3 protein-coding genes and 1 tRNA gene are annotated in these 1,912 nt (G+C 70.3%); 3 read left to right on the top strand and 1 reads right to left on the bottom strand.

The annotated features are described in order from the left end of the window. Position 1: 1 nt before the first annotated feature. Positions 2-77, bottom strand: a tRNA-His gene (locus tag LLG88_07505). Positions 78-584: 507 nt separating this feature from the next. Between LLG88_07505 and LLG88_07510 the strand changes: the two genes are divergently transcribed. The 3 genes from LLG88_07510 to LLG88_07520 are packed head-to-tail and all read left to right on the top strand — an operon-like array spanning position 585 to position 1,768. Continuing rightward, positions 585-752: a hypothetical protein gene (locus LLG88_07510; protein MCE5246751.1), complete on the top strand. Its 168-nt coding sequence runs from the start codon at positions 585-587 to the stop codon at positions 750-752. Between the two features lie 15 nt (positions 753-767). Next, positions 768-1,505 carry a hypothetical protein gene (locus LLG88_07515; protein MCE5246752.1) on the top strand — a complete coding sequence of 246 codons (738 nt, stop codon included), beginning with the start codon at positions 768-770 and terminating at the stop codon, positions 1,503-1,505. Beyond that, positions 1,502-1,768 carry a transposase gene (locus LLG88_07520; protein MCE5246753.1) on the top strand — a complete coding sequence of 89 codons (267 nt, stop codon included), beginning with the start codon at positions 1,502-1,504 and terminating at the stop codon, positions 1,766-1,768. Before LLG88_07515 ends, LLG88_07520 begins: the two co-directional genes overlap by 4 nt. The last annotated feature ends 144 nt before the right edge of the window (positions 1,769-1,912 follow it).

A 1,912-nucleotide genomic window follows, 5' to 3' on the forward strand; every position in this document is an offset into this window, starting at 1 on the left:
TTGGGGTGGGCGATGGGATTTGAACCCACGACAACCTGGTCCACAGCCAGGGACTCTACCAGCTGAGCTACGCCCACCACACTTGCCCGCCGTCGCCGGCGCGTGGTTATGGTAGGGCCAAAGCGCGAGCCGTCAAGCGCCCCGGCACCCCGCCCCGCCCGAACTGGCGCGCGCGGAGGGACTCGAACCCACGATCTCGCGCCGAGTTGACGCACGCGGCACTGCATGTATCTGCGACCCTCAAGCCCTCTAGAGGGCCTCAGGGGCGAGAGTCTCCGTGGTAGCAGTCGGTAGCGCGCTAGATCGACGCACGCGTGGGCGGCGACAATTACTTTTCCCGGCTAACGAGAACAGAACTTGCCGGGTGGGCGGGTTGAAGCCGCTTGTGTGATCGTGAGGGCTCTTCTCCGCGGAGCGCCCGGTGGTCACGGACGAGCAGGTCAAGCGCCTGAGGCGCGCACGCGTAGAGAGCCGCCGCGGCCGCGGCGGGGATGAGCGTGCGTTCCGCACGCACGTGGGAGGCCGGCCCGCCGCCGTCGCGGTCCGGTCGAAGGCGGGACTGGCGGAAACGTCCCGATCCGTTCGTGGACGTCCGGGAGACGGAGGTGGTGCAGTTGCTCGAGGCCAACCGGCAGGGCGTGCTCGAAGCGACGACGGTGTTCGCGGCGCTTGGGGAGCGGTATCCCGGCCGGTCCCACGCCGGACAGCTGCGGACGCTGCAGCGACGACTCCGGGACTGGCGCGCGGGGTAGGGCCCCGCGCGCACGGTGTTCTTCGAGCAAGAGCACCACATCGGCCGTCAGGACGCGTTCGACTTCACGCACGCCGCCGAGTTGGGCACCACCGTCGGCGGGCAAGCGCTCGATCACCTGCTGTTCGTCTTCACGCTCTGCTACAACTCGTGGACATGGCTCGAGGTCGCGTATGGCGAGTCGCACGAGGCGCTCGTGCGCGGGTTCCAAACCGCGCTGTGGGCGCGCAGCGGCGTTCCCGATGAAGTGTGGTCGGACAAGCTGTCGGCCGCGACGCACGAGCTCAAGGCGACCGGCGGGCGCGCGCTGACCGGGCGCTTCGACGTGCGCGATCACTACGGGCTGCGCTCAGGCCGGATCCGCCCGGACGAAGCGCACGAGAACGGCGTGGCCGAGACGCGCCGCGGCCGGATCACGCCGCTGCTCGCGCAGGCGCTCCTGCTGCGCAGCAGCAGCGACCTCCCGAGCGTCGCCGAGCGGGAAGCCTTCGCCCGTGCCACCGTCGAGCTGCGCGTCAATCGGCCACACGTCGCGCAACTGGCCGCCGAGCGGCCGCTCCTGCGTACGCGGCCCGCGGCGCGTGTTCCGAACTGCACGACGTACCGCCCGACCGTGCGCCGCTGGAGCACGATCCGCGTCATTGGCCGGACCTACTCGGTGCCGTCCCGCCTAATTGGCCTGCGCCCCGAAGAGTGGTCCGGGCTGACCGAGAGTCCGCGGGGCGACAATTCGCCCGCGAAAGGACGCTCATGAAGAAGAGCCGGTTCGGCGTGGAGCAGATCGTCGGCATCCTGAAGGAGGCGGACGCCGGCGTGAGGGTCGGGGAGCTGTGCCGGAAGTACGGGATCAGCGACCCGACGTACTGCCGCTGGAAGGCGAGGTACGGCGGGATGGAGGCCGGCGACGCGGTGCGGCTGAGGGCGCTCGAGGACGAGAACCGGAAGCTGAAGATGATCGTCGCCGAGCAGGCGCTGGACATCCGCGTTCTGACGGACATCACCTCAAGAAAGTGGTGACGCCCGCCGCGCGACGGGACGCGGTGCGTCGCGCTCGCCGGCTCGGCATGAGCGAGCGACGCGCGTGCGGGCTGATCGGGATCCATCGTTCGACGTGCCGCCGGAAGCCGAGGCGCGGCGACGCCGCGGGACTCCGCGAGGCGC

It is taken from the genome of bacterium (genome assembly GCA_021372775.1).
Classification (GTDB): domain Bacteria; phylum Acidobacteriota; class Polarisedimenticolia; order J045; family J045; genus JAJFTU01.

Coding starts and splice junctions, on each gene's coding strand:
- LLG88_07520 (MCE5246753.1), top strand. CDS start 1,502: ATGAAGAAGAGCCGGTTCGGCGTGGAGCAGATCGTCGGCATCCTGAAG.